A 19,371-nucleotide genomic window follows, 5' to 3' on the forward strand; every position below is an offset into this window, starting at 1 on the left:
CGTAGAACAAATGTAAACGCATGGAGCAGAGGTGTGCGCAATGCTGACCAAGAAGCAGTTGGATTTGCTGGAGTTTATTCACAAACGTCTACAGGCTGATGGCGTGCCGCCCAGTTTCGACGAAATGAAGGTGGCACTGGATCTGCGGTCGAAATCCGGCATCCACCGCCTGATCACGGCGCTGGAGGAGCGCGGCTTTATCCGCCGTCTCGCCCATCGCGCCCGCGCCATCGAGATCGTGAAGCTGCCGGAAAGCCTGGGGGGTGAATCGACGCTCGGGTTCCAGCCGCGTGTCATCGACGGCGACCGCCCCGACATGCCCCGCCCGGCCAATACCGAACCGGTTGCTGTTCACGCGATGGAACTGCCCGTCATGGGTCGCATCGCCGCCGGTGTCCCGATCGAGGCAATCAGCCACGTCTCCAGCCATGTCTCGGTACCTGGAACGATGGTGTCCGGCACCAGCGAGCATTATGCGCTTGAAGTCAAAGGCGATTCGATGATCGATGCCGGGATCAATGATGGTGATATCGTGGTGATCCGCGAAAGCGGCGCCGCCGATAATGGCGATATCGTGGTGGCGCTGGTCGAGGATCAGGAAGCCACGCTGAAGCGCTTCTTTCGCCGTGGCAACGCCATCGCGCTTGAGGCCGCCAACCCGACCTATGAAACCCGCGTCTTCCCGGAAGAGAAAGTGCGCGTTCAGGGCCGCCTGGTCGGATTGATCCGCACTTACTGAGGCCTGCGCCCTGCCCCTTTGGCGCGCGTCCCGTGCCAAAGGCGCTGCTGTGTGGCCTTGCTGGCAGCGATCTTACCAGTGTTGCTGATCGACAGGCTGCCGGTTCGGCGCAGCTTGGCAGGATCGAAGATGCGGCAGCCGCCGGACAGATCCAGCGGCACGGCTGTCACGATGATCTGGTCCGCCGCGCATTCGGTGACTGTTTGCGCCGCCCTCTTACCCGCAACATGCACGATCTGCCAGGACCCCAGCCGCATTTTCGGCACGGGCCCTTCGCTTGCGGTCCAACGGGTCGCCGCCGCTGCCTGATCCTTGCCGTCACCATCGTTTTCCAGCCACACCTTGGCCACGAACCCGCTGCCCCTGGCCCGGCTGAGCGCCCGGCCCGTCTCGGTCATCACGCCAACCAGCTTGCCGCTATCGGCGATCAGCACCTGCGGACGCTCGGCCCCCGCCCAGAGTCCAAACGCACAGAGCACCGGCACAACGCCCACCCATCGCAATCGACCTTGCCACAGGATCACAAAAAGCGCGCCCAATGAGAGGAGCGGCAGAACCAGCGGGCCGGGGCTGACCACAAAGCCGCGCGCGCCTTCCAGCGCCGCCACGTAATGGGCGACCCCCAATATCCATGTCAGCCCCAGCCCCATCAGCTTCAACCCGATCCAACCCAGCCCGAAAGGCGACAGGCAAAGGGCCAGAACCGCCGCCGGGATCACCAGCAGACCCATCAACGGCACCGAGAGCAGATTGGCAGGCAGGCCATAATGCGCGATGGCGTTGAAATGCGCCGCCGCCACCGGTGCGGTGGCAAACCCCGCCACGGCGGAGGAGATCACAACCCCCGCCGTCGGTTTCAGCCATTTGGGCAGCACCGAAGCCTCCCACCTCCGGATGGCGCCAAAGACCGCGACCAGTGCCGTGGTTGCCGCAAAGGACATCTGGAACCCGGGGCTGAGCAGGGATTCGGGCCGCAGCACCAGAACGATCAGCGCCGCCATGGCCACGGCGCGCAGCGAAATCGCGCGGCGATCCACCAGCACCGCGCAGAGCATCACCGAGACCATGATAAAGGCGCGCTCAGTCGCAACATTGCCACCCGAGAGCGCCAGATAGACCGCCGCCGCCAGCAGCGCGCCGATCGCGGCCAGTTTCTTGACCGGCCAGCGCAGCGCCAAAGGCGGGATAAGGCAGAGCCCGAACCGCAGGGCAGCAAAGACAAAACCGGTCAGCAACCCCATATGCAGCCCCGAAATCGCCAGCAGATGCGCCAGGTTGCTGGCCCGCAGAGCATCAAGGGTGGCCAGGCTCACGCCGCTGCGGTCGCCGGTTGTGACCGCAGCCGCGAAGCCTCCCACATCGCCGGGCAGCACCTGCCGGATGTGATCCGACACCGCCATGCGCAGGGCGAAAATCCGCATCCTCAGGCTTCCCAATTCAGGCGGTGCCACCGCCAGAACCGGAACGCGCGTATAGCCCACCGCGCCGATGCTCTTGAACCAGGCATGGCGGCGAAAATCGAACCCGCCGGGCTCGACCGGGCCTTGCGGGGGCGACAGATGCCCAGTGGTCATGACCTGCTGGCCCGGCACCAGTTGCGCAACAGCATTGCCATGCAGCGACATGCGGACCCGGCGCGGCGTTTCAACCGGTGCGACACGCAGCAGTCGAACCCGGTCCAGCGTGACGCGTGGCGCATCCGAGGCCGACCGGTCCAGCCCGACCACGCGACCCTCAACCGGGCCGTAATAGTGCCAGTCCAGCACCGGTCCGGCGACCTGATGGGCGCGGTAGCCAGACGACAGGAACCCGACGGCGGCAAGGGCCAGCGCGGCTCCGATCGGCGTCCATGCGCCGGGACGGCGCCGCGCGACCCAGATGCCCGATAGCCCCGCCAGCGCCACCGTCAGGTAAAATGCGCGGGACGGCTCCTGCGGCAGCAGGAAATACGCGCCGATCCCCAGCGCCATGCAGACCGGCGCCCAGGGAAACAGGTATCCGCGCTGCGCCAGCAGCGCCGCCTCGATCCGCGCCAGAACGCGCATGCTTGCTCCTGTCCGTCCGGCTCGTTATTCAGACGCAAACGCTATCTCCCACATGGTTACCAAAAGGTAAAAGGCATCGATGTCTGATCAGGTTGTCACCCGTTTCGCCCCGTCTCCGACCGGGTTCCTGCATATCGGCGGCGCGCGCACGGCGCTGTTCAACTGGCTCTTTGCCCGTGGTCGGGGCGGCAAGTTCCTGTTGCGGATCGAAGATACCGACCGCGAACGCTCCACCCCCGAAGCAACGGCGGCGATTCTGCAGGGCATGGCGTGGCTGGGCCTTGACCATGATGGCGAGGTGATCAGCCAGTTCGAGGGGGCTGACCGCCATGCCGAAGTCGCGCGGCAATTGCTGACCGAGGGCAAGGCGTACAAGTGCTTTTCCACCCAGGAGGAGATCGCCGCTTTCCGCGAGCAGGCGCGGGCCGAGGGCAAATCCACCCTCTTCCGCAGCCCTTGGCGCGAGGCTGATGCCGCGACCCACCCCGATGCGCCCTATGTGATCCGCATCAAGGCCCCGCAGGAGGGTACAACCGTGATCCGAGATCAGGTGCAGGGCGATGTGACCATCCGCAACGACCAGTTGGACGACATGGTGCTGCTGCGCTCGGACGGCACGCCGGTCTATATGCTGGCCGTGGTTGTGGATGACCACGATATGGGCGTGACCCATGTGATCCGGGGCGATGACCACCTCAACAACGCTGCACGGCAGATGATGATTTACGAGGCGATGGGCTGGGAGGTTCCGGTCTGGGCGCATATCCCGCTGATTCACGGGCCCGACGGCAAGAAACTGTCCAAGCGTCATGGCGCTCTTGGTGCGCAGGAATATCAGGCGATGGGCTATCCCGCCGCCGGGATGCGCAACTATCTGGCGCGGCTGGGCTGGAGCCATGGAGATGACGAATTCTTTACCGACGCGCAGGCGCGCGACTGGTTCGATCTGGGGGGAATCGGCAAAAGCCCAGCCCGGTTCGACCTGAAGAAACTGGAAAACCTCTGTGGCCAGCATATTGCAACCACAAATGACGCCGCGCTGCGGCAGGAAATCGAAGCCTATCTGGCGGCGGCGGAACAACCCACATTGAGTGAAATGCAATCAAACAATCTTGAGCGGGCGATGTTCTGCCTCAAGGATCGTGCGCGCACCTTCCCAGAACTTCTTGAAAAAGCGGCGTTTGTTCTGGCCTCCCGGCCCATCGTGCCGGATCAGAAAGCCAGCAAAGCCCTAAATTCTGTATCCGATGGTATACTGAACGATTTGACGCCGCATCTGCAAAATGCTAGCTGGTCGCGAGAAAGCTTGGAGGAGACCTTAAACGCCTTCTGCGAGGCGCGCGAAACGAAGTTTGGCAAACTGGCCGGGCCCCTTCGCGCCGCTTTGGCAGGCCGGTCTGTAACACCTTCGGTGTTTGACATGATGGTCGTTCTGGGTCGTGAAGAAACCCTGGCCCGATTGGCAGATGCGGCGGAACTGGTCCGGTCGTCCTGACAGGGACCACGCCTCCCCGATAACCCGGCTTGCGCGGCCCCCGCGCGAGCAACATCCGCACGGTTCTGATGCCTCCGTCTGGCACCATTGTCGTGTTTAAAAGAGGAAGGGACATAATGACTGAAAACAAAAAATCGGCCACGCTGAACGTGCACGGCGAAACCTATGAATTGCCGATCTTCTCGCCGACTGCCGGTCCGGATGTGATCGACATTCGCAAGCTTTACAGCAATGCAGGCGTTTTCACCTACGACCCCGGCTTCACTTCGACCGCAAGTTGCGACAGCACCATCACCTATATTGATGGCGACAAGGGTGAATTGCTGCATCGTGGCTATCCGATCGACCAACTGGCCTCGAAATCGCATTTCCTCGAAGTCTGCTATCTGATGCTCTATGGCGAACTGCCGAATGCCTCGGATCTTGAGGAATTCGAAACCACCATCACCCGCCACACGATGCTGCACGAACAGATGCAGTATTTCTATCGCGGCTTCCGCCGAGATGCGCACCCGATGGCGATTATGGTCGGCGTGGTCGGCGCGATGTCGGCCTTCTATCACGATTCGACCGACATTCATGATCCGCGTCAGCGAGAGATTGCCTCGCACCGCCTGATCGCCAAGATGCCGACTATCGCGGCCTGGGCCTATAAGTATCACACCGGACAGCCTTTTGTGTATCCGCGCAATGATCTGGACTATGCCTCGAACTTCCTGCGCATGTGCTTCAGTGTTCCGGCCGAGGAATATGAGGTCAATCCGATCCTCAGCCGCGCGATGGACCGGATCTTTACGCTACATGCCGATCACGAGCAGAACGCCTCGACCTCGACTGTGCGTCTGGCCTCGTCCTCAGGCGCGAACCCGTTCGCCTGTATCGCGGCTGGTATCGCTTGTCTCTGGGGTCCGGCCCATGGTGGCGCCAATCAGGCCTGCCTGGAAATGCTGGAAGAGATCGGGTCGGTGGATCGCATCCCCGAATACATTGCCCGCGCCAAGGACAAAGACGATCCGTTCCGCCTGATGGGTTTTGGTCACCGGGTCTACAAGAACTTCGATCCGCGCGCGACGGTGATGAAGCAATCCGCGGATGAGGTTCTGGATCTGCTGGGGATCGAGAACAACCCCAAACTGCAGGTCGCCAAAGAGCTTGAAAGAGAAGCACTGGAAGATCCGTATTTCGCCGAGAAGAAGCTGTTCCCGAATGTCGACTTCTATTCGGGCATCATTCTTGAGGCGATGGGCTTCCCCACATCCATGTTCACCCCCATCTTCGCGCTCAGCCGCACGGTGGGCTGGGTCAGCCAATGGAAAGAGATGATTGCCGATCCACAAAACAAGATCGGTCGCCCGCGCCAGCTCTATCTGGGCGAAACCGAGCGCGACTACGTGGATATCGAAAAGCGCTGATCCCATCTCGATCATTCCGAAAGGGCCCCGCGACATGCGGGGCCTTTTTTGCTTGCACCGCCCCCGCAACTGGCGCGTTTGGCGAGAAGCCGCGCCATTTGTGGACCCCGAAGCGACGTGCAATACTGACCGCATGGCAGAACTTCAAAACGCGTAGCGCGACCGGGTCAGAGGGATGTGATGGTCGAAATCGAGTGCCTTTGGGAATGTGACGACGGTCTGGGTGAGACACCCATCTGGGTTGCCGAAGAGAGTTCGATCTACTGGGCGGATCACGTCGGCCCCTCCATTGATCCAACCGACACGCGAACGCCTTCACTGCGCCGGCTGAACATCGCCACCGGAGCCCGCAAAACCTGGCAAATGCCGGAGCAGATTGGATCATTTGGGTTTCGCGTCGGCGGCGGCCTTGTTTGCGGCGCGAATTCCGGCTTCTGCACGATCGACCTTGATACCGGCGCGTTCGAGAAGGTTTTTGACCCGGAACCCAGGATGCCCAGCACGCGTCTCAACGATGGCAAGATCGACCGACGCGGGCGGTTCTGGTGCGGCAGCATGGACTCGAGTCTCACGGACGCCTGCTGCCACATCTACTGCCTTGACCCCGACCTCACCTGCCGTAAGGCGGCTGAGGACTATTCCTTTATCGTGAGCAACGGGATCGCCTTCGACCCAGAGGACACAAGGATGTATTTCGGCGATACGTTCGGCGGCATGATCTATGTGTTCGACTTCGACATCGACGAGGGGCGCGTCCACAACCGCCGCCCCTTCTTTTCCGTCGAGGATCGCAAGCCCGCCATTGTTGATGGCGCGACGGTCGATGCCGAGGGGTATTATTGGTTTGCGTTGAATCTCGGTGGCAAGATCTTGCGGGTCGATCCGAAAGGCCGCCTTGACCGCGAGATCGACATGCCGGTGCGCAGCCCCACCTGCGTGGCATTTGGCGGTGACAATTACGAGACGCTTTTTGTCACCTCGCAACAGGCGTTTCTGACACCTGAGGAACTCGCCCATCATCCTCTGCCCGGCAGCCTTTTTGCCATCCATGGGCTTGGTGTGCGTGGCCTGCCGGAGCCGCAATTCGGCGCCTAACAGCGTGTCTACATCATCGCGGCGGGCGATTGCGAGGTGAAGACCCGGATATAGTCGCCGGGTGACGAGCCTGCCCAGTAGACCCAGAGGCGAAACGGGTCCTCCTCCTCAATCCAGACATAATCGCCGGGCTCAAGACCGCGCAGGTCGGTGCTGATGTAATTGACTGAGGTATTGGCCAGAAAATCGGTGGCATCCATGGACGCGGGCAGCGCCGCCACACCGAGGATCGGCGCGTCAAAATCCACATAGCCGTAGTGGATTCCATTGTAGCTGTCGAAAAAGACGTAGTGGCTGGCGATCACCATGCCCGCCGGAATCTCGCCGCCTTCGCCGCCGATATCAACTCTGATCGGGGCCTCCAGCGTGATGTTCTGATCCTCGTCAAAAGCGTAGAGATTGTTGGTATTGAAATTGTCTGCCCCCACATCAAAGGGCGTGGTCGTGTCCAGTTTGACAAACTCTCCGGCCCCGCTTTGCCGCAGGATGCGCCCGTCCAGAACCGTCGCAAGCGCCTGCTGAGAGCCCATCGCACAAAGCAGCGCCGCTATCAGTGATCTTTTCATTCGGCACTCTCCCAGGCGGCGTCTGCCCTTACGTGGTAAGCAGGCCTTGCCCCGCCGACCAGCATCGCGCGCCATTCTCGCAGAAACGTGAAACTCAGCGCCTCAGAACAGGCTCAGTTGATCCCCGGCTTGCGGCGGGACCGCAAAAAGGTCGGTTCTGAGCGGCGGGGCCTCTATCGACAGGCCGAGCCTGCGGCAGGCGGTCCTGAACCGTTGCGCCACCATCTCGGCGCAAGGGCCCTGCCCCTGCATCCGATGCCCCCAACGCGCGTCATATTCCTTGCCGCCATGCATCTCGCGCAGCCGCGCCATCACGCGTGCAGCCCGGTCCGGGTAATGCGCGGCCAGCCATTCCTGCCAGAGCGCCGAGACCTCGCGCGGCAGACGCAGCATGATCCAGCTTGCGGTCGTTGCCCCGGCCTCGGCCCCCGCCTCCAACAGCGCCTCAAGCTCATGATCGCTCAACCCCGGCACCAATGGCGAGGTCATCACCCGCACCGGCACGCCCGCCTCAGTCAATCGCCGGATCATCGTGAGACGCCGCGCGGGCGACGGCGCGCGCGGCTCCATCCGGCGCGACAGATCCGTGTCCAGCGTGGTCAGCGAAATCCCCACCCGTATCAGCCCCCGGGCAGCCATTGGCGCCAGAATATCCAGATCCCGTTCGATCAGCGCGCCTTTTGTGACAATCGCCACCGGATGGTTGAAATCGGCCAGCACCTGCAGACAGGCGCGCGCAATGCAATGATCGCGCTCGACCGGTTGGTAGGGGTCGGTATTGGTGCCGATCGCCATGGTCGCTACCTTGTAGCGCCGCGCCGACAATTCCCGCCGTAGAACCACTGCGGCGTTGGGCCGCGCCACCAGAACACTCTCGAAATCCAACCCCGGTGACAGGCCCAGATAGGCATGGGTTGGCCGTGCAAAACAATAGACGCAGCCATGCTCGCACCCCCGATACGGGTTGATCGAGCGGTCAAATGGCAGATCGGGCGAACGGTTATAGGTGATCAGGCTGCGCGCCTGCTCCATCCGCAGCTCGGTACGCAACAACGTCGCCTCTTCAGCTATATCCCAGCCATCCCAGACCTCTTCACGAGCCAGCTCAAACCGCCCGGACGCGTTCGAAACCGCACCGCGAGCGGGCCTGCGCTGCGCCGAAAAAGGAGAAGATTGATCCATATCCCCAGACTAGAACATAACAAGAACAATCACAACAAACGCATCATCTTCCTGCAAATTTCTCATTTCCGGATTTCCGAATTCGTCTCTATAGGTCGGTTGTAGCTTCACCTGTGTCGCAATTAACGCAGTCGATTTGCGCCCTTTTGAGCAAAAAGAAACAAGAAATAGCCTAGGGTCACATACCCGTAACACCGAGGAATCGCGCGCATGTCGGAAGAAGATGACATCATCCTGTCGGAACTTGACGACGAGGAACTGGTCCAGCAGATGTTCGACGACCTCTATGACGGTCTCAAGGAAGAGATCGAAGAAGGGGTCAACATCCTGCTGGAGCGCAAATGGATGCCCTATGACATCCTGACCAAGGCGCTGGTCGGTGGCATGACCATCGTGGGCGCTGACTTCCGTGACGGCATCCTGTTTGTGCCAGAGGTGCTGCTGGCCGCCAATGCGATGAAGGGCGGCATGGCCATCCTCAAGCCGCTGCTGGCTGAAACCGGCGCGCCGCGCGTGGGCAAGATGGTGATCGGCACGGTCAAGGGCGACATCCACGACATCGGCAAGAACCTGGTGTCGATGATGATGGAAGGCGCGGGCTTCGAAGTGGTCGATCTGGGCATCAACAACCCGGTCGAGAACTATCTGGAAGCGCTGGAAACCGAAGCGCCTGACATTCTCGGCATGTCCGCCCTGCTGACCACCACGATGCCCTACATGAAAGTCGTGATCGACACGATGGTCGAGCAGGGTATCCGCGACGACTATATCGTGCTGGTTGGTGGCGCGCCGCTGAACGAGGAATTCGGAAAGGCCATCGGCGCCGACGCCTATTGCCGCGACGCCGCCGTTGCGGTCGAAACCGCCAAGGATTTCGTCAGCCGCAAGCACAACCAGCTTTCCGCCTGACGGCACGTTTCCGAGAACACGCAGATCGGGGCGGGCCGCAATCGGCGCCGCCCTTTTCATTTACCCTAAACGCGGGGGAGAAAAGCAATGATCAGCGATACGGAACTGACACAGAAAGGCCTGCCAGCGCGTGGCGAGGGGCGGATTCTGCTCATCGCCTGTGGTGCGCTGGCGCGCGAGATTCTCGCCCTGATCAAGGCCAATGGCTGGTCGCATATGACCCTGACCTGCCTACCCGCGATCTATCACCTCCACCCTGAGAATATCCCGCAGGCTGTCGAAGACGCGGTGTTGAAGAACCGCGAAGATTATGACGACATCTTTGTGGTCTATGCCGATTGTGGCACCGGCGGGCTGCTGCAATCGCTCTGCGACCGGCTGGGCGTCCAGATGGTTGCCGGGCCGCATTGCTATTCCTTCTTCGAAGGCAATGACCGTTTTGCCGAGTTGGCCGAAGACGAGTTCACCGCCTTCTATCTCACCGATTTTCTGGTGCGCCAGTTCGACGCCTTCATCTGGAAACCGATGGGGCTCGACCGGCATCCCGAATTGCGTGACATGTATTTCGGAAATTACACCAAGCTGGTCTATCAGGCCCAGATCGACGACCCAGAGCTGACCGAAAAGGCCCGCGCCTGCGCCGAGCGCATGGGCCTTGAATTCGAGCGCCGCTTCACCGGATATGGCGACCTGAAAACCGCCCTTGCCGCCCTCGACCGCGATCCCGCTTCATCCGGCTGAAAATATCCCGGGGGTGAGGCCCATCAGACGTTTTCCGCCGCCACCTCACGGATACGCTCAATCATCGAGCGCAACCCGTTCGAGCGCTGCGCCGACAGATGGTCGTTCAACCCCAGCCGCTCCAACTCGGCCCTCGCATCGATTTTGGGCACATCGCCCACGGGCGTGTCATTATAGAGCGCACGCAGCACCGCGATCAGACCACGCACGATCAGCGCATCGCTGTCGCCGTCAAAGCGGAACACCCCGTTTTCGATCACCGGATGCAGCCAGACCTGGCTCGCGCAGCCATGCACCTTGGTGGCAGGCACTTTCAGCGCGTCATTCAGGGGCGCCATCGCTTTGCCCTGCTCGATCACATGGCGATAGCGATCTTCCCAGTCGTCGAGAAACTCGAAATCCTCGACAATATCTTCAAAGGCTGGGCGGGCCATCGGTGTCTCCGTCATCAGGCATGTCTGAACCGTGACCTAAGGCGGCCCTGCCCGCCTGTCCAGACCCGCGATGGGTTTTCAAGCGCCGCTGGATAGGCTAACCGGTTTCAAGGCAAGATGAATTGACCGGGGCGGTTGCAGATGCGGGTTTCATTGACAGTTCTACTGATCGGATCACTGACGCTGAGCGCGTGCAGCGCATGGCGCGAGTCGCGTGTGAACCCGTCAAACTGGTTTGGCGGACCGGAACCGGTGTCGGTCAATGTTGACAGTGAAGGCGCGGTCAATCCGCTGCTGCCGTCCGAGGATGACAGACTCGGCCTCTTTGACCGGCCCGAGCCGGTGGATACCTCCGTTCCGATCACAAAACTGACCACGATGCGGGTTGAGAAGACCAATAGCGGCGCGATCATCTACGTGACCGGCGTTGCTCAGCGGCAAGGCGCGTTTGATGCGTTCATGCGCCGCAACCGTTCCGAGGAAAACACCAAGAACGGCGTGCTCAGCTACACCTTTCGCGTGACGTATCCTGAGGGTGCCACCTTGCAAGGGGATGAGGCGTCGCGCACAATTCATGACGCAATCACGGTCTCGAACGAAACGCTGGAAGGCATCCGGCTGATCCGGGTGACCGCCGAGCAGAACGCGCTGGAATCACGCCGCCGCTGAGCCCTAAAGCGAGACGACCTTGACGCTCTGCCCTTTGGCAGAGAGCGCGATCTGGCCGTCACACAGCCTCAGCGCATCCTCGCCAAACACCTCATAGCGCCACCCCGACAAGGCGGGTACATCGCGCTCGCCCGCCGCGATCAGGTCTAGATCGGCGCTCGGTGCGATCAGCTTGGCCGCCACACCGGAGCTTTCGGTCTTGGCCTTTAGCAACACCCGCAGCAGATCGGCCAGCGCCGGGTTCACCTGCAGCTTGTCGCGGCTGCGATCGGGTTTTGGCATCTGATCGGGCGGGCAGTTCACCCCGCGCTTGACCGCCGCCAGAATCCCGTCGGCAATCGGCCCCTTGCGGGCTTCGCGCAGCAGCAGGCGCGAACCGCCCAGATCTGCCGGGTTGCGCGGCTTGGTCGAGGCCAGTTCGATCAGCGCGTCATCCTTGAACACCCGGTTGCGCGGCACATCCTGGGCCTGCGCGTAGCCTTCGCGAAACTTGGCCAGTTCCCGCACCACCGCCAGAAACTTGCCGGAATTGGTGCGCGTCTTGACCCGCTGCCAGGCCTGCTCGGGTTGCACCAGATAGGTGGCGGGGTCGGTCAGGACCTGCAATTCCTCGGTCACCCAGTGGCTGCGGCCGGATTTCTCAAGCTCTGACGCCAGATATTCATAGATCAACCGAAGATGGGTCACATCGGCCAGCGCATAGGTTTTTTGCGCCTCGCTCAGCGGACGGCGGGACCAGTCGGTAAAACGCGAGGATTTGTCGACGCCCTCTTTGGCGATCTTGCGCACCAGCGTCTCATACCCGACCTGATCGCCAAAGCCGCAGACCATGGCCGCGACCTGGGTATCAAAAAGCGGCTTGGGGAAGACCTGCGCATTGATCCAGAATATCTCCAGATCCTGGCGCGCGGCGTGAAAGACCTTGACCACATCCTCGTTACGGAACAGGTCATAGAGCGGTTCCAGCGACAGGCCATCCGCCATCGGATCGACCAGCACGGCATTCTCGTCCCCCTCGCCGGGAAAGGCCATCTGCACCAGACACAGACGCGAGTAATAGGTCCGCTCGCGCATGAATTCGGTGTCTACGGTCACATAGGGATGTTGGGCGGCAGCGGTGCAGAAGGCGGCCAGCTCTTGGGTCGTTGTCAGTGTTTTCATTCGGCTCGGATGCCCTGTTCTTCTTGTTGTCGCATTCGCCCCTGTTCCGGCATGCCAGAACCCCAAGCTAGAGCATACGCAGAACGCTGCCCAACTGCAATTGCTCGCGTAACAGTGATTTGAAGGTCGTCAACCCAGAAAAATCGGGCTGCGATCACCTGCCGCATAGCGACGCAGCACTGCCGGATAAAGGTGGTGTTCCTGCACCAGAACCCGCGCTGCCAGCGTCTCTTGCGTGTCGCCTTGTTCAACCGGCACCCGCGCCTGTCCCAGAATGGGCCCGTCATCCAGCGCCGCCGTGACCTCATGCACGGTGCAGCCATGTTCGCCATCCCCGGCCTCAAGCGCGCGGGCATGGGTGTGCAGGCCCTTGTATTTGGGCAAGAGCGAAGGATGGATGTTCAGCATCCGCCCCTCGAACTGGGCGACGAACTCCGCCGTCAGCACCCGCATGAACCCCGCCAGACAGAGGATATCGGGGGCGCTGTCCAGAAGCGGTTGCAACAAAGCCGCCTCAAACGCCGCACGGTCGCCCTTAAACGGTCGGTGATCAACACTGGCAACCGGCACGCCACGCGCTGCCGCTTTGGCAAGCCCGCCCGCCTGCGGGTCGTTGGATAGAACCAGACAAGGTCTCGCTGGATGGTCACCGGTCATACTATCGAGCAGCGTCAGCATGTTCGACCCGCCGCCCGAAATCAGGATCGCGACCCGTTTGGGGCTCACAGCAGCTTGCCCTGATAGGCGATCCCGCTTTCGCCTGTCACATGGCCCAGCACGGTGACGCTTTCGCCTTGCTCACGCAGCAGCTCAGCGGTGGCCTCGGCACGTTCCGACGCGCAGGCCACAACCATGCCGATGCCGCAATTGAAGGTCTTGAGCATTTCCGACTCGGCAATGCCGCCTGTCTGGGCCATCCAGCGGAAGACCGGCGGCAGCTCCCATGCGTCCAGATCAATTGCCGCGCCCATGCCCTCGGGCAGAACACGCGGCAGGTTCTCGGTCAGACCGCCGCCAGTGATATGGGCCAGCGCATGCACACCACCCGCCCGGATCGCCGCAAGCACCTGCCGTACGTAAAGCCGTGTCGGCGCAAGTAGCGCCGCGCCCAGCGAGCCCTCAGCCCAAGGGCAATCAGCTTCCCAATCGAAGCCGGAGATTTCGACCAGGCGCCGCACCAGCGAATAGCCGTTGGAATGCACCCCGTCCGAGGCCAGCCCCAGCAGCACATCGCCCTCCTGCACGCCCTCGGGCAGCGCGGTGCCGCGCTCCATCGCGCCCACGGCAAAACCCGCCAGATCAAAATCACCTGTGGGATACATACCCGGCATCTCGGCGGTTTCGCCTCCGATCAGCGCGCAGCCCGAGTGTTCGCAGCCCGTGGCGATCCCTTCGATGATGCGCGCGGCCTGATCCGTCTCCAGCTTGCCGGTGGCGAAATAATCGAGAAAGAAGAGCGGCTCGGCCCCCTGACAGACCAGATCGTTGACGCACATGGCCACCAGATCGATGCCCACGCCATCCACCAGACCGGTGTCGATGGCAATCCGCAGCTTTGTACCGACGCCGTCAGTGGCGGCCACCAGAACCGGGTCGTCGTAACCGGCAGCCTTGAGGTCGAACAAGGCGCCGAACCCGCCGAGCCCGCTCATCACGCCGGGACGGTTGGTGCGTTTGGCAGCCGGCTTGATCCGGTCGACCAGAGCGTTGCCCGCATCGATATCCACGCCTGCATCCGCATAGGTGATGCCGTTCTTGCCCGCCGTCATGATCGCGTCCTCGTCGTTGCCTGCGCGCGGGTTAGTCCATTGCGCGCGCGCATGCAACGGTCAGGCTTGACGCGACCCGCGATCCTGTTAGGCATGGGCCTCAGGCGGGCCTGTAGCTCAACGGTTAGAGCAGAGCGCTCATAACGCTTTGGTTGGGGGTTCAAATCCCTCCAGGCCTACCAGACACCTCCCGCAATTGGCCGATATCCGGCCAAAATCACGTGCAGGTTGCAAGGATCGGCAAGAATCCGCAAACCAGCCTGCTTGGATTCGTTTAGTTTTCTGAACCTTCCTGCTTGCTGCATACTTCTTTGAGCGCGCATAGGCGGCTAGCGGGGCAAAAGATGACACATCCAGAACCACATGCATCCGGCACTCGGTTCCAGGCAACAAACCATCCGATGCCCGCGCCGGACGAGGCGCAATCTTTCACGACATGTGAGGCCGCGACGCCAACCGAGCGGGCGCTGGCCGAGATACGCTCGGATGCGCGGGTCTTTCGTGTCATCAAGGCCGTATTGTCGATGCAGGCTCTGGCCCGCGAGGAACAGGTCATCGTTCTGGACGAATTGTTGCAGCACCGGCGCAGCCCTGCACTAGCGAACCTGCTCACCCTGCTGCGGGCGGATATGTCCGCAGCCTCACCAGCCCAGCAATTCCTGACCCCGCTTGAGATTGTCGCGCGCCACGATTGCCTGCACGATCTGGCGGGATGCCTGCGCAAGACCGGCCAACCCCCGAGCGATGAGCTGTGTTACCGCGCCTTTGAGGTCGGTCTGACCCTGAACACCTACAAGGGTATTGTCGAGGCGGCGGAACTGGCCGCCTGACGCACATTACGGCTCGCTGTCTCAGAAGAGTCTATCGCCCGATCACGATATCAGCACAGAGGCCGCCCAGCCGCTCGCTCTCTCCCAGCCGCAGCGTGCCGCCATGGGCTCGGGCGATATCGGCGACGATGGCCAGCCCCAAACCAACACCTGTTCCCTTGTTCTGATTGCGCGACGGGTCAAGCCGGGCGAACGGCTTCAACGCTTCGCCGCGCTGATCGGGCGGGATGCCCGGCCCATCATCCTCAACCCGCAAACGCAGGGATTTGGGCGTGAAGGCCACGCTAACCTCTGCGCGATTCCCATAGCGGACCGCATTATCGACCAGGTTCTGCAACGCGCGGCGAATCGAATCGGGGCGCAGTTTGACCCTGCCCTCACCCTCCGGCGGCAGGAGCGTAACGGGTTTGCCAGCACGCTGAGCATCTTCGACAATGCGCGCGGCTAAGGCCTGCGGGTCCAGCTTTTCAACTTCGCCTTCGGAGGCCCCGCGCGAGAAGTCCAGAAAGGAATCCACCAGACGCTGCATCTCGTTGACATCTTCCAGCAAGGGTTCGGCATCCCGTTCGTCCAGCATCGACAGGCCCAGCTTCAGCCGGGTGAGCGGTGTGCGCAAATCGTGGCTGACCCCCGACAGCATCATCGTGCGCTGTTCGATCTGGCGTTCGATCCGCGCGCGCATGTCGATAAAAGCGTTTCCCGCCTCGCGCACCTCGGTGGCGCCACCGGGATGGTAGGCAACGTTCTGTCCCCGGCCAAACGCCTTGGCGGCGCGGGCCAGCCGGGTAATCGGGCGCAGCTGATTGCGCATATAGAGCGAGGCGATCGCTGTCATCAGAAAGCCGCAGAACACCATGGTGACGATCAGCTGATGCGGTGCCGTAGGTGTCAGGCGGCGGCGGTTGATTGTCAGCTCGATCGGTCCCAGATCGCTGTCGAGATAGACCAGCGCCGTCTTGTCAGGCAGGAGCTCGACCGCCTCAACCGCCGCGAGGCTCAGTTTCAGCGTGTCCCGCGCGACCCCGCCGGTGAAGTCGAAAATCCCGACGCGATCCGCCTCGGGCACCTCCTGTGACGACAGGAACCGAACCTTCATGTTCAGCGAGGCCAGGAACGGCCGGACCCGCGCGATCAGCTCCTGCTGGGTCTCGGCCCCCGCCACCTGATCGCGCACCATCCGGACCTCGCGCACCACGGTGCCGGTCATCTGCTGCGTCACATCCTCCAGATGCCGCTGGATGAAGGTAAACGACATGATCGCCAGCAGCATCGCCACCGGCAGAACCAGAATCAGGGCCGCACGCCCATAGAGGCCACGCGGCATATAGTGTTTGAGCCAACCAAAGGACATGCGCTAAGGGTAACCGCGCAGAATTCCAAGAGAAAGAGCCGATGCTTCCGCCTCCCGACGATTTCAACCCGCCTGTGGGTGTCGCCATCGAGCTGTCGCCCGGTCTGCGGCGCGTGCTGGCGCCCAACCCCTCGCCGATGACCTATCGCGGCACCAACACCTATCTGATCGGGCAGAGCGATCTTGCGGTGATCGACCCCGGCCCCCTGGACGAGGCCCATCTCGACGCCATACTTGCGGCAGTCGCGCCCGGACAGCGCATCTCGCATATCATCGTGACCCATAGCCATCTGGATCATTCCCCGCTGGCCCGCCCCCTGTCCCAACGCACCGGCGCACCGGTTCTTGCCTTTGGCGGCCCCGAGGCGGGGCGCAGCCCGGTCATGGCCGAACTCGCCACCGCCGGGCTGGCGGGCGGCGGTGAAGGCATCGACCACAGCTTCCGGCCCGATATCGAGATTGGTAATGGCGCGGTCATAGAAGGCCCCGACTGGACGCTGGAGGTGATCCATACGCCTGGCCATCTGGGCAATCACATCGCGCTCGGCTGGGGTGATATCTGCTTCACCGCAGACCATGTGATGGGATGGGCCAGTTCGCTGGTCTCGCCCCCCGATGGCGATCTCACGGATTTCATGGCCTCCTGCGCCCGCCTGCGCGCCCACAACTGGTCAGTCTTTCATCCCGGCCACGGCGCCCCCGTCGAGAACCCCGCCGGACGGCTCGACTGGCTGATCACGCACCGTCAGGGCCGCGAAGCCGCGATCCTGAGCGCGCTTGCTCAAGGCCCCGCCACCGCCCGCCAAATCGCCGAGCAAGTGTATACAGACACGCCCCCGGCCCTGCTCCCCGCCGCCGAACGCAACGTCTTTGCCCATCTCGTCGATCTTCTGGGCAGGGAGATGGTTTCCCCGACCGGCCCCCTCGGCGCAGAGGCGGTTTTCAGTCGGCGATCGTGACGCGCAGAGACAGGTCGAGAAAAGCGCGCAATCCCTCTGGACGCCGCAAAACGGGATTGCTATATGGCGCGAACCGTTCCGGCGTAGCTCAGCGGTAGAGCAGTTGACTGTTAATCAATTGGTCGTAGGTTCGATCCCTACCGCCGGAGCCAATCCTCCCCTAGCCTATTGGATTGCCCCAACGCTTCCCCACGACATTGGCACAATGAACGTTTTGAGCCCAAAGTACTTGATGCTGCAGCTTGCACCAACGACCTCTTTCTAGGAGCGACCAAAAACGTGCCAAAATCAACGGTGGTTTTGCCAAGGGCTTGGGGCACAAGGTTTTCAACTGCTCCGGCGTCAGCAATGCCTTTGGCAAAAACGACCGTTTTGGCGCGAACAATGGGACGGCAACCACCCTAGGGTTGAAGATGTGCCTTTCTGGTAAAGTTCGGGTGGGAGCCCCATCCAGACTTCCAGCCACAAACCGCTTTCACCGCGTGACGACGCTTGCTACCTTCAAGCGCATCCCGGAAGGAACGGCGAAATGGTTAGAAACACACCACTTATCGGTACATGGGAGCTGGTGGCCTGGTACAATGAAACGCATGGCGGCGAGCGCATTTACCCTCTCGGTGAGCGAGCAACTGGCTACATAAGCTATTCGAATGACGGCTTTGTTTTCGTACATCTCAGTGCGGCGGATCGGGCGCTCTACGTTTTGAATGATCCCTTCGGTGGCACCGCGGACGAAGACGCCGCGGCCATCAAATCTCAGATCACTTATGCTGGGCCGTTTGAATTTTTTGGCGACCACGTGATCCATCGAGTCACGCATTCCTCGTGTCCGAATTGGGTCGGGACCGAGCAGAGGCGCATGGTCGAGTTCAAGGGCGAGGGACTTCGCCTGAGTGCAGCAGGTGCCCTTTTTCAAGGTGAGGAAGTAACTGCAATTGTAGACTGGCAGCGTGCGATACAGTGAAAGCCAGGTTCCCCACAGGTTGAGTGCTCAAATTCGGGCGCAAACGATCGTTTTTGACATGGCGGTCATGTCTGACCGTTCTTTAGATTGATCCCGTAAGCAGCCATTGGCACCGCCGCGGCGAAAGCTCACTTTGTCCGCTTTATCGACATCAGACCTCAGATCCGCGCTGTCGTACCAACCAGCGATACCCGGCGCGCAAGCTGGGCTCAGTTTTTTGATTTCCCCTCTGGACGGCCTGAATCGGGATTGCTATATGGCGCGAACCGTTCCGGCGTAGCTCAGCGGTAGAGCAGTTGACTGTTAATCAATTGGTCGTAGGTTCGATCCCTACCGCCGGAGCCAAAAGTTTCCAAGAAAGACCTCGTGCGGTTGCACGGGGTCTTTTTTCTTGCGCCCACCGGCATGTCCTTGCCTGCCCGTCCCACCCGGTTTCGCAAGAACCAGCCAACCCCGCAACATGTTGAAAACCCTGTCGTCATCCGGACATCTTCTGCAGATACTTGCAGTGCGACTCCACTTGATTTTGAAAGGTGATCCACATGTCTAGATTGATTAGCGTTGTCGTACTGCTCGCCGCGCTGGCCGCGGTATATTATTTTGTGATCCATCAGGAACCAACCCCGAGCGAACAGCTCGACAGCGCTGCACAAGACGCAGGCGATGCGGTGCAGGATGCCGCCTCCGGTCTGGGCGAGGCGGTTTCCGAGTCGGCCCAGTCGGTGACGGAACAGGGTGCGCAAGCGGTCGAAGACACGACCGGCGCCGTGACGGGCGCGATCAATGACGCCACCGCAGCTCTTAGCGACGGCGCGTCCAGCCTTCAGGAGCAGGGTCAGGCATTGATCCAACAATTGCAGGATGAAGGGCTGCTGAGCGAGGCCGGGTTCGACTACGACAAAGTCGTCAGCCAGGTCGAAGCCAGCCCGCTCGCGCAGGTGGTCAAGGAGCAATTCATTGCAATCCTTGCCGAAATCCGCGACACGCCTGCGCAGTTCGATGCCGGGATGGACAAGCTAAAGGCGCTCTTTGCGGGGTGAGTGTCGCGCT

19 protein-coding genes and 3 tRNA genes are annotated in these 19,371 nt (G+C 61.6%); 14 read left to right on the forward strand and 8 right to left on the reverse strand.

All coding sequences use genetic code 11. From position 1 onward, the window contains the following. Positions 1-40 precede the first annotated feature (40 nt). On the forward strand, positions 41-739 hold the full coding sequence (lexA, locus tag Q5Y75_RS04100; RefSeq protein WP_306194596.1) for a transcriptional repressor LexA: 699 nt from the start codon (positions 41-43) through the stop codon (positions 737-739). Here lexA and Q5Y75_RS04105 read toward each other — a convergent pair. Then, on the reverse strand, positions 733-2,784 hold the full coding sequence (locus Q5Y75_RS04105) for a ComEC/Rec2 family competence protein (protein WP_306194598.1): 2,052 nt from the start codon (positions 2,782-2,784) through the stop codon (positions 733-735). The genes lexA and Q5Y75_RS04105 overlap by 7 nt on opposite strands. Positions 2,785-2,863: 79 nt before the next feature. Here Q5Y75_RS04105 and gltX point away from each other — a divergent pair, with 79 nt between their 5' ends. The 3 genes from gltX to Q5Y75_RS04120 all read left to right on the forward strand — a co-directional run bounded on the left by gltX (position 2,864) and on the right by Q5Y75_RS04120 (position 6,786). After that, the gene (gltX, locus tag Q5Y75_RS04110) at positions 2,864-4,279 is read left to right on the forward strand and encodes a glutamate--tRNA ligase (protein WP_306194600.1); all 1,416 of its coding nucleotides are present in this window, start codon (positions 2,864-2,866) and stop codon (positions 4,277-4,279) included. 116 nt (positions 4,280-4,395) lie between these two features. Beyond that, positions 4,396-5,691, forward strand: a complete 1,296-nt coding sequence (gene gltA, locus Q5Y75_RS04115) for a citrate synthase (protein WP_306194602.1) — start codon at positions 4,396-4,398, stop codon at positions 5,689-5,691. Between the two features lie 180 nt (positions 5,692-5,871). Continuing rightward, a complete protein-coding gene (locus Q5Y75_RS04120) occupies positions 5,872-6,786 on the forward strand; it encodes an SMP-30/gluconolactonase/LRE family protein (protein ID WP_306194604.1) in 915 nt (304 codons plus the stop codon). A gap of 8 nt (positions 6,787-6,794) precedes the next feature. Here Q5Y75_RS04120 and Q5Y75_RS04125 read toward each other — a convergent pair whose 3' ends face one another. Together Q5Y75_RS04125 and Q5Y75_RS04130 are read right to left on the reverse strand one after the other, a co-directional pair. Beyond that, complete coding sequence (locus Q5Y75_RS04125) at positions 6,795-7,352, reverse strand: hypothetical protein (protein WP_306194606.1); 558 nt, start codon at positions 7,350-7,352, stop codon at positions 6,795-6,797. A 102-nt stretch (positions 7,353-7,454) separates the two neighbouring features. Further along, entirely contained in the window at positions 7,455-8,534 is a 1,080-nt protein-coding gene (locus Q5Y75_RS04130) for a PA0069 family radical SAM protein (protein ID WP_306194608.1), read from the reverse strand. Positions 8,535-8,744: 210 nt separating this feature from the next. Between Q5Y75_RS04130 and Q5Y75_RS04135 the strand changes: the two genes are divergently transcribed. Further along, positions 8,745-9,443, forward strand: coding sequence for a cobalamin B12-binding domain-containing protein (locus Q5Y75_RS04135; RefSeq protein WP_306194609.1), 699 nt, complete (start codon positions 8,745-8,747; stop codon positions 9,441-9,443). Positions 9,444-9,530: 87 nt separating this feature from the next. Further along, positions 9,531-10,184: a DUF1638 domain-containing protein gene (locus tag Q5Y75_RS04140; RefSeq protein ID WP_306194611.1), complete on the forward strand. Its 654-nt coding sequence runs from the start codon at positions 9,531-9,533 to the stop codon at positions 10,182-10,184. Between the two features lie 23 nt (positions 10,185-10,207). On the opposite strand, the gene Q5Y75_RS04145 is transcribed toward Q5Y75_RS04140, so the two are convergent. Then, complete coding sequence (locus tag Q5Y75_RS04145; RefSeq protein WP_306194613.1) at positions 10,208-10,618, reverse strand: SufE family protein; 411 nt, start codon at positions 10,616-10,618, stop codon at positions 10,208-10,210. A 141-nt stretch (positions 10,619-10,759) separates the two neighbouring features. Here Q5Y75_RS04145 and Q5Y75_RS04150 point away from each other — a divergent pair, with 141 nt between their 5' ends. Then, positions 10,760-11,287, forward strand: coding sequence for a hypothetical protein (locus tag Q5Y75_RS04150; RefSeq protein ID WP_306194615.1), 528 nt, complete (start codon positions 10,760-10,762; stop codon positions 11,285-11,287). 3 nt (positions 11,288-11,290) lie between these two features. On the opposite strand, the gene rnd is transcribed toward Q5Y75_RS04150, so the two are convergent. From rnd to purM, 3 genes are all read right to left on the reverse strand, one after another. Then, a complete protein-coding gene (gene rnd / locus Q5Y75_RS04155; RefSeq protein WP_306194617.1) occupies positions 11,291-12,448 on the reverse strand; it encodes a ribonuclease D in 1,158 nt (385 codons plus the stop codon). Positions 12,449-12,577: 129 nt separating this feature from the next. After that, complete coding sequence (gene purN, locus Q5Y75_RS04160) at positions 12,578-13,174, reverse strand: phosphoribosylglycinamide formyltransferase (RefSeq protein WP_306194620.1); 597 nt, start codon at positions 13,172-13,174, stop codon at positions 12,578-12,580. Beyond that, positions 13,171-14,217 carry a phosphoribosylformylglycinamidine cyclo-ligase gene (gene purM / locus Q5Y75_RS04165; protein WP_306194622.1) on the reverse strand — a complete coding sequence of 349 codons (1,047 nt, stop codon included), beginning with the start codon at positions 14,215-14,217 and terminating at the stop codon, positions 13,171-13,173. Before purM ends, purN begins: the two co-directional genes overlap by 4 nt. A gap of 106 nt (positions 14,218-14,323) precedes the next feature. On the opposite strand from purM, the gene Q5Y75_RS04170 reads away from it, so the two are divergent. Together Q5Y75_RS04170 and Q5Y75_RS04175 are read left to right on the forward strand one after the other, a co-directional pair. Further along, positions 14,324-14,399, forward strand: a tRNA-Ile gene (locus Q5Y75_RS04170). A gap of 162 nt (positions 14,400-14,561) precedes the next feature. After that, entirely contained in the window at positions 14,562-15,047 is a 486-nt protein-coding gene (locus Q5Y75_RS04175; protein WP_306194624.1) for a hypothetical protein, read from the forward strand. Between the two features lie 31 nt (positions 15,048-15,078). Here the strand turns inward: Q5Y75_RS04175 and Q5Y75_RS04180 are convergent, their stop codons facing one another. Further along, positions 15,079-16,398, reverse strand: coding sequence for an ATP-binding protein (locus Q5Y75_RS04180; protein ID WP_306194626.1), 1,320 nt, complete (start codon positions 16,396-16,398; stop codon positions 15,079-15,081). 41 nt (positions 16,399-16,439) lie between these two features. Between Q5Y75_RS04180 and Q5Y75_RS04185 the strand changes: the two genes are divergently transcribed. The 5 genes from Q5Y75_RS04185 (at position 16,440) to Q5Y75_RS04205 (ending at position 19,361) form a co-directional block, all read left to right on the forward strand. Further along, positions 16,440-17,357, forward strand: a complete 918-nt coding sequence (locus tag Q5Y75_RS04185; protein WP_306194628.1) for an MBL fold metallo-hydrolase — start codon at positions 16,440-16,442, stop codon at positions 17,355-17,357. Positions 17,358-17,434: 77 nt separating this feature from the next. Further along, positions 17,435-17,509 (forward strand) — tRNA-Asn (locus Q5Y75_RS04190). A gap of 377 nt (positions 17,510-17,886) precedes the next feature. Then, a complete protein-coding gene (locus Q5Y75_RS04195; protein ID WP_306194629.1) occupies positions 17,887-18,321 on the forward strand; it encodes a lipocalin-like domain-containing protein in 435 nt (144 codons plus the stop codon). 270 nt (positions 18,322-18,591) lie between these two features. Continuing rightward, positions 18,592-18,666 (forward strand) — tRNA-Asn (locus tag Q5Y75_RS04200). Positions 18,667-18,863: 197 nt separating this feature from the next. Beyond that, a complete protein-coding gene (locus tag Q5Y75_RS04205) occupies positions 18,864-19,361 on the forward strand; it encodes a hypothetical protein (RefSeq protein WP_306194630.1) in 498 nt (165 codons plus the stop codon). Positions 19,362-19,371: the final 10 nt, after the last annotated feature.

The sequence above is a fragment of the Ruegeria discodermiae genome (genome assembly GCF_030758345.1).
In the GTDB taxonomy this organism is placed as follows: Bacteria; Pseudomonadota; Alphaproteobacteria; order Rhodobacterales; family Rhodobacteraceae; genus Ruegeria_C.

Bases quoted from the DNA above. Each gene is read 5' to 3' on its own strand.
- lexA (WP_306194596.1), top strand. From the start codon at position 41: ATGCTGACCAAGAAGCAGTTGGATTTGCTGGAGTTTATTCACAAACGT.
- Q5Y75_RS04105 (WP_306194598.1), bottom strand. From the start codon at position 2,784: ATGCGCGTTCTGGCGCGGATCGAGGCGGCGCTGCTGGCGCAGCGCGGA.
- gltX (WP_306194600.1), top strand. From the start codon at position 2,864: ATGTCTGATCAGGTTGTCACCCGTTTCGCCCCGTCTCCGACCGGGTTC.
- gltA (WP_306194602.1), top strand. From the start codon at position 4,396: ATGACTGAAAACAAAAAATCGGCCACGCTGAACGTGCACGGCGAAACC.
- Q5Y75_RS04120 (WP_306194604.1), top strand. From the start codon at position 5,872: ATGGTCGAAATCGAGTGCCTTTGGGAATGTGACGACGGTCTGGGTGAG.
- Q5Y75_RS04125 (WP_306194606.1), bottom strand. From the start codon at position 7,352: ATGAAAAGATCACTGATAGCGGCGCTGCTTTGTGCGATGGGCTCTCAG.
- Q5Y75_RS04130 (WP_306194608.1), bottom strand. From the start codon at position 8,534: ATGGATCAATCTTCTCCTTTTTCGGCGCAGCGCAGGCCCGCTCGCGGT.
- Q5Y75_RS04135 (WP_306194609.1), top strand. From the start codon at position 8,745: ATGTCGGAAGAAGATGACATCATCCTGTCGGAACTTGACGACGAGGAA.
- Q5Y75_RS04140 (WP_306194611.1), top strand. From the start codon at position 9,531: ATGATCAGCGATACGGAACTGACACAGAAAGGCCTGCCAGCGCGTGGC.
- Q5Y75_RS04145 (WP_306194613.1), bottom strand. From the start codon at position 10,618: ATGGCCCGCCCAGCCTTTGAAGATATTGTCGAGGATTTCGAGTTTCTC.
- Q5Y75_RS04150 (WP_306194615.1), top strand. From the start codon at position 10,760: ATGCGGGTTTCATTGACAGTTCTACTGATCGGATCACTGACGCTGAGC.
- rnd (WP_306194617.1), bottom strand. From the start codon at position 12,448: ATGAAAACACTGACAACGACCCAAGAGCTGGCCGCCTTCTGCACCGCT.
- purM (WP_306194622.1), bottom strand. From the start codon at position 14,217: ATGACGGCGGGCAAGAACGGCATCACCTATGCGGATGCAGGCGTGGAT.
- Q5Y75_RS04175 (WP_306194624.1), top strand. From the start codon at position 14,562: ATGACACATCCAGAACCACATGCATCCGGCACTCGGTTCCAGGCAACA.
- Q5Y75_RS04180 (WP_306194626.1), bottom strand. From the start codon at position 16,398: ATGTCCTTTGGTTGGCTCAAACACTATATGCCGCGTGGCCTCTATGGG.
- Q5Y75_RS04185 (WP_306194628.1), top strand. From the start codon at position 16,440: ATGCTTCCGCCTCCCGACGATTTCAACCCGCCTGTGGGTGTCGCCATC.
- Q5Y75_RS04195 (WP_306194629.1), top strand. From the start codon at position 17,887: ATGGTTAGAAACACACCACTTATCGGTACATGGGAGCTGGTGGCCTGG.
- Q5Y75_RS04205 (WP_306194630.1), top strand. From the start codon at position 18,864: ATGTCTAGATTGATTAGCGTTGTCGTACTGCTCGCCGCGCTGGCCGCG.